This is a genomic window from Meridianimarinicoccus aquatilis, from assembly GCF_004358675.1.
Taxonomy (GTDB): domain Bacteria; phylum Pseudomonadota; class Alphaproteobacteria; order Rhodobacterales; family Rhodobacteraceae; genus Meridianimarinicoccus; species Meridianimarinicoccus aquatilis.
On sequence record NZ_SMZO01000105.1, the window covers coordinates 1 to 5,918 of the forward strand.

Consider the following 5,918-nt stretch of genomic DNA (forward strand, 5'->3'; position numbering starts at 1 on the left):
TCGAAAACGAGCGGTGAACATGTCTGATCTTTTCTGGCTTACGGACGCGCAGATGGCGCGTCTTGAACCCTTCTTTCCGAAGTCCCACGGCAAGCCCCGCGTTGATGACCGACGTGTGTTGAGTGGGATCATTTTCATCAATCGCAATGGGTTGCGATGGCGGGACGCCCCGTCGGCCTATGGCCCACACAAGACGCTGTACAACCGTTGGAAGCGGTGGAGTGACAAGGGTATCTTCGCCCGAATGATGGCAGGTCTGGCTGCCGAACACGGCGAAAAGAAGACCGTCATGATCGACGCGACGTATCTCAAAGCCCACCGAACAGCGACCAGCATGGGCGTGAAAAAGGGGGGCGTGGACGCCTGATCGGTCGAACCAAAGGCGGCATGAACACGAAGCTGCACGCCGTCTGCGACAGCCAGGGCCGACCGCTCCACCTCTTCGTCACGGCAGGACAGGTCAGCGATTACATCGGTGCCCGCGCCCTGGTCGGCAGTTTGCCAAAGGTGGGGTGGCTGCTGGGAGACCGAGGATATGATGCCGATTGGTTCAGAGAAGCGTTAAAAAACAGAGGGATACGCGCCTGCATCCCGGGACGGAAGCAGCGGAAGAAACCGGTAAAGTACGACAAGCGCCGCTACAAGAGGCGCAACCGGATCGAGATCATGTTCGGCAGGTTGAAGGATTGGCGGCGTGTCGCAACGCGATACGACAGATGCCCAAAGGTCTTTCTGTCAGCCATCACACTCGCTGCGCTCGTCATCTATTGGCTATGAGTCCTGACCCTAGTGTCGATACCATCCGGTAGGTGTACTGATACGAACAGATCGGATGTGTCGCCGTTGAACACACCGTGGAAGGTAACTCCACCAGCATGTCCTTTTAGTCCGGTCATGGCTGACCTATTGAACGTGCGGATACGGTTGCGGATACCTTTCGCACCCCAAGTCCGCCCGATGTAGACCGTGTTGTCTGGATTGCCACGGGCGATGACGTAGACGCCTGCACGATCCGGCAGGGTCTTGCGCTCAACCCAAGAAATGGGATTGGACAGTGAAAGCTCCAACGGTCCCCGATCCGCGAGCGCCCTCGCAATTGACTGGTGATCGGGGTGTTAGAAAACCGCACGTACACGGTCCCTGTGCCTTTAGCCGGGGCCTGTTGTATAACACAGGCACCCCGACCATAGGGTCAAAGGTGTTCAGCCGATTTCTCGACCTAGTACGTGAGGGGTTTCTAAGCCCCAACATGGCCGCGTCTGCCATGTCGAGATCAGTGGTAGCAGCAATGCGAGAAAAGCTAAAGACGTTCTGGGGTTATCCCTGACAGCCCACTGGCGGGCGTCTTATCGATCTTCATCAGAAACCTAGGAGATCGACATGCCCGACATCATCACGCTGAAAGCCCTTTGCGAAGAACTCAAGATCGACCCACGTGAGGCCCGCGAACGCCTGCGCGCTGCTGCCAGCGACGCCAAGGCGAACCCCGAAATGGCGAAGGCGCGAAAGCCGCGCACTCCGTGGCAATGGCTGAAAGGATCCGCCGCCGAGAAGGAGGCACGCCGGAACCTGCATCCAGTTAGTTCAAAGTAAACCGCTGACAGGAGTACAGGAAGTCAAGGGCGCGCGATTAGCGCCCTTTTTCGGTGTCTGCGCTGGCATGATGATCGCCATGCGCATCCATATTGACACGAACCATCCCTTTAGGTTGCTTCGCCTCAGAAATCGCTAATGGTTAATTCTGGCGTGACTTTCGCCGCAGCGCTAGCTACACCTTCTGTATGTATGATCATTGGGCAGATATGGTGAGCCGTGCGCCTTCCAAGGCTCTATGTAGCGCAATAGTCGAGAAACAAAGCCCTTGGAACCGTCTTTTTCGAGCAAACTCATGAGGGATTTGGCAACAGAACCCAAGAAGGCCTACCACCATCTCGGAAGTGAGACGGGGCAGGCATTCATTGGTTTGGTAGCAGATTTCAGAGCTGCCCTCTTTGCGGGTGACGTCCCAGGCAGCCCAAAATTGGCAACGAGAGACCAAGACTGCTTCCAACTGGACTGGTTCATCTCCACTGGATGCATTTTGAGAACCGTGATAACTGCCTCCGGCGGCGACGATGCGTGGAAAAGCGCCCATCGCATACATTTGGATTTTATCGATATTGGCGGGGAGGAATTGGCTTGATGTTTGAACCAAACTGGGCTTCTCCACCGGGCGATACGATATCTCGACTGGCCGCAGCTGGAAATGTTCCGATTTATGAGTTGGCTGAACGCATCGGTTTTGAAGAAGATGTATTTGCGGGCATCATGGAAGGGCGGGTCCAAATTTGCTCTGAAATCGCGGACGCACTATCAGCAGAACTTGGTGCATCACGACAGTTCTGGAGTGAGCGATACAATCAATTCGTGGCCGACAAAGCGAGGATTACAAATTCTGCGCCGATCCAATCGCTTTCGACATGGGGGCAGTCATTCCCTGCACGAGCACTGCGCGAACTCGGTTGGCTACCCAAAGGGTCTCGTGGAGAGCGCTTGTCCGAGGACATTCTAAGATTTTTTGGATGCGACAGCATTAATGGTTGGAATGAACGGTACTCGGCGGGGATTGGCCAAGTTGCTTTTCGCACTTCATTTGCATTTGAAGCCGACGAAATGGCTACGTTGGCTTGGTTGCGTGTTGGCGAGACACAAAGTGAAGATCTTCCGCTTGCGAATTTTTCGGCGAACCAATTTAAGAAGCGTCTGCCTGAGCTAAAGAGTCTTTGTGCTTTAAAGCGTCCAGATATATTCTTCCCCAAACTACAACAAGCCTGCGCAGAATATGGTGTGGGTTTGGTGAGTTCCAAGGCCCCGAAAGGGTGTAGAGCAAGCGGAGCAACTTGGACGAATACGAACGGCAATCCCATCATTTTGGTGAGTTTTCGCTATTTGAGCGAAGACCATTTCTGGTTCACATTCTTTCACGAGGCAGCGCACGTTGTCTTGCATGGAACTGACCACATATCCGTCGATGGCAGCGATCCTTCCCCACTAGGTGCATCTAAATGTGAGGACGAAGCCGATGCTTTCGCTCAAGATATCCTTGTACCAGCTAGCCTCAGAGATGAGATGCTTAACGCTATTCCAACGCGCCTACATACCCGCAAAATCGCCCGTAAAGCAGGGGTAACTCCGGGCATTATCGTAGGGCAGCTTCAGAAGGCAGGGGTTCTCCAACCCCACCAATTCAATGAATTGAAACGCCGCTACAGATGGAATGGCAATACCCTCATACCGATGATATCTTAGCCTCGGAAATACATATAGATATCAGGACTTTTCTGCCAGTTGCACAAACTGTCCTCAATGACCTGCTTTCCGACGCCAAGGATACCATCTAATGCATCAACACGAGGCTCTAGAGCCCGGCCTGTTATAGCGTAACCGCCCGATTGATACCACGGTTTAGGCTGACCCCCAGTTCCAAGGCATCAGTTCGTCGATCCGGTTGATTTTGTGATCGTGGATGCGGTCGAGGACGTCGGCAAGGTAGGCTTGTGGATCGATGGCGTTCAGCTTTGCGGTTTCGATGATCGTCATCGCACGCGCCAAAGTTTCCGCCCCGGTGTCAGCACCCGCAAAGAGCCAGTTTTTGCGCCCAATCCCGATCGGGCGCATGGCACGTTCTGCCGCGTTATTATCGATAGCCACGCGACCATCCTCAAGGAACAAACAGAACGACGGCCAACGGCTCAGACCATAACGAAAGGCTTTCGCCAGATCGCTCTTGCCGGGGATCCGCGTCAGCTGTTGTTCGGCCCAGAGTTTGAAGGCCTCAACCTTCGGTTTGCTCAGCTTTTGGCGTGCTGCAAGGCGCGTATCAGCTGATTGACCTGCGATTTCGCGCTCGATGTCATAGAGCTTCCCTATCCTGTCGAGGGCCTCACGAGCGATCTGTGACTTGTCCGACGCCCATACATCATGGAAGTCGCGACGCAGATGCGCCCAACAGGCGGCCTCCTTGAACTGACTGTTGCCGTCAGGGCCTTTCTCATACAGCGCATTGAACCCGGCATAGGCGTCTGCCTGCAAGATACCGCTACTGTTTTGCAGGTGCTGGCGGACATGTTCGCCTTTTCGGTCAGGGGCAAAGTAATAAACCGCCCCCGGCGGCGCTGTGCCCGCCCATGGTCGCTGATCACGGACATAGGCCCAGATACGGCCCTGTTTCACGCCTTTACCCAACCCCTTATCGCGTCGCGCACGGTCCAGCACCCGGATTGGCGTGTCATCTGTATGCAGCAGATCACTTGCCATGATATGCGCCTCGACCCGCTCAATGATGGGCCGGAGAACCTGCATCGCGCGCCCACACCAATCGACCAGCGTACTGTCTGGAATGTCAGCCCCCATACGCGCGAAGATTTCGTTCTGTCGGTAAAGCGGAAGATGATCGTCAAATTTCGAGACCAAAACATGCGCCAGTAGATTGGGCCCCGCCATGCTGCCCGGGATCGGGCGGCTGGGTGCGGGCACCTGCACCATCTTTTCGCAGCGGCGGCAGGACTTCTTGATGCGGGCAATCTCGATCACCTTGAGCTGCGCTGTGATCATATCGAGCAGTTCACTGACATCCTCACCAACGATCCGCAGATCACCGCCGCAATCGGGGCACGCGGCACCGGGATCAAGCTCGCGGCGCTCACGCGGGGTCGTGTCCGAGACACGCGGGCGACGGCGGGGTTTATTCTCAACCGGCTCGGATGCAGCAGAAGATGGTGCGTCAGCCTCATCTTCATCAAGCGGTGCGTCTTCCGCCTCAGCGACCGCGACCAGTAGGTCTTCCAGCGCCAACTCAAGCTGTTCAATCTCGCGCTCGATCTTTTCCGAGCTTGCACCAAACGCCTGTTTCTGCAGCTTTGCGATCCGCAGCCGCAAGGCCTGTACCAATTGATCATGGGCCCGCAGTGTCGCCGATATCTTGGCATTCTCCGCCTGCAAAGTCGCAATCATCGCCTTCAAACGAACGGGGTCATCTGGCAGGTTTTCAGTATCAATCAGCATGGCGCAAATTACCAAAACTTACAGTAAAACACTATATAAATAAGCAATATCAGATAGATAAATCAACCAACGCGGGCCGGTGGCGCACCCCAATCTGGCCTACGCCAATCGATCCCCTCCCACAGCATCGCCAGTTGCGCCGAGGTCATCCGCACAGCCCCATCCTGGGCGCTTGGCCATGGAAACCGCCCCCGCTCCAGAACCTTGTAGTAAAGACAAAAGCCCTGACCATCCCAGTACAGCAGCTTTAACCGATCACCCCGTCGTCCACGAAAGGCAAACACCGCGCCACTTGCTGGCTTCTGGCGCAACACGTCCTGCGCCAAGATCGAAAGGCCCGCGATGCCCTTCCTCATATCCGTCACCCCACAGGCCAGATAAACCCGAACCCCGGTTCCCGGACCGATCACGCGGCTTCCACCGCCCGGATCAATCGCGTCAGCGCGGCTGCTTCCACGCCAGTATCAAATCGCAAGCAACGTCCATTGTTCAAGGAAAGCTCCACCGCAGACGGCGGTGTGGGCTCCGAGGCTGATGACACTACGTCTGCAACATGGAAATCAATTGGTAGAAAAACTGCGCCCTCGCCGGTGGGCCAAAGCCCCTTCTTCTTAAGCTCATGCCGCCATCGGTAAATCTGCTGGCGCGTCACATCGTGCCTATGCGCAACATGCGTGACCGTCGCCCCGTCAATGCCGACGGATGAAACAATCGCCAACTTGTCATCATCATTCCAGCGCCGCCGCCGCTCAAAACCAAGGACCTCGCCCCGCATGACACCCTCCGCATAAGACACGTCACTAACGACGTCGCTATGCACGTATCTTAAACCATCACGCCAAAATTAGGCAGGCGGTGCCAATCGGGCGGTTACG

At 55.7% G+C, this 5,918-nt stretch carries 7 protein-coding genes; 3 read left to right on the forward strand and 4 right to left on the reverse strand.

Translation table 11 applies throughout. The features are described 5' to 3' along the window. Positions 1-19: 19 nt before the first annotated feature. The 3 genes from E2L05_RS20230 to E2L05_RS20240 all read left to right on the forward strand — a co-directional run bounded on the left by E2L05_RS20230 (position 20) and on the right by E2L05_RS20240 (position 3,288). A protein-coding gene (locus E2L05_RS20230) for an IS5 family transposase (RefSeq protein ID WP_133342084.1) occupies positions 20-777 on the forward strand; the annotation gives its coding sequence in 2 pieces (ribosomal slippage) (positions 20-341 and positions 341-777; 759 coding nt in all). Positions 778-1,380: 603 nt separating this feature from the next. Next, positions 1,381-1,593 (forward strand): hypothetical protein, encoded by a 213-nt coding sequence (locus tag E2L05_RS20235; RefSeq protein ID WP_133344824.1) that lies wholly within the window; start codon positions 1,381-1,383, stop codon positions 1,591-1,593. Between the two features lie 588 nt (positions 1,594-2,181). After that, positions 2,182-3,288 carry an ImmA/IrrE family metallo-endopeptidase gene (locus E2L05_RS20240; RefSeq protein WP_165971832.1) on the forward strand — a complete coding sequence of 369 codons (1,107 nt, stop codon included), beginning with the start codon at positions 2,182-2,184 and terminating at the stop codon, positions 3,286-3,288. Here E2L05_RS20240 and E2L05_RS21390 read toward each other — a convergent pair. From E2L05_RS21390 to tnpA, 4 genes are all read right to left on the reverse strand, one after another. Then, positions 3,285-3,416, reverse strand: a complete 132-nt coding sequence (locus E2L05_RS21390) for an alpha-glutamyl/putrescinyl thymine pyrophosphorylase clade 3 protein (RefSeq protein WP_165971833.1) — start codon at positions 3,414-3,416, stop codon at positions 3,285-3,287. The two genes, E2L05_RS20240 and E2L05_RS21390, sit on opposite strands and share 4 nt — an antisense overlap. 28 nt (positions 3,417-3,444) lie before the next feature. Then, positions 3,445-5,043, reverse strand: coding sequence for an IS66 family transposase (gene tnpC, locus E2L05_RS20245; RefSeq protein ID WP_133342750.1), 1,599 nt, complete (start codon positions 5,041-5,043; stop codon positions 3,445-3,447). 62 nt (positions 5,044-5,105) lie between these two features. Next, positions 5,106-5,453 carry an IS66 family insertion sequence element accessory protein TnpB gene (gene tnpB / locus E2L05_RS20250; RefSeq protein ID WP_208016246.1) on the reverse strand — a complete coding sequence of 116 codons (348 nt, stop codon included), beginning with the start codon at positions 5,451-5,453 and terminating at the stop codon, positions 5,106-5,108. Continuing rightward, on the reverse strand, positions 5,450-5,818 hold the full coding sequence (gene tnpA, locus E2L05_RS20255; protein ID WP_133342751.1) for an IS66-like element accessory protein TnpA: 369 nt from the start codon (positions 5,816-5,818) through the stop codon (positions 5,450-5,452). The genes tnpB and tnpA overlap by 4 nt, the downstream gene beginning before the upstream one ends. Positions 5,819-5,918 lie beyond the last annotated feature (100 nt).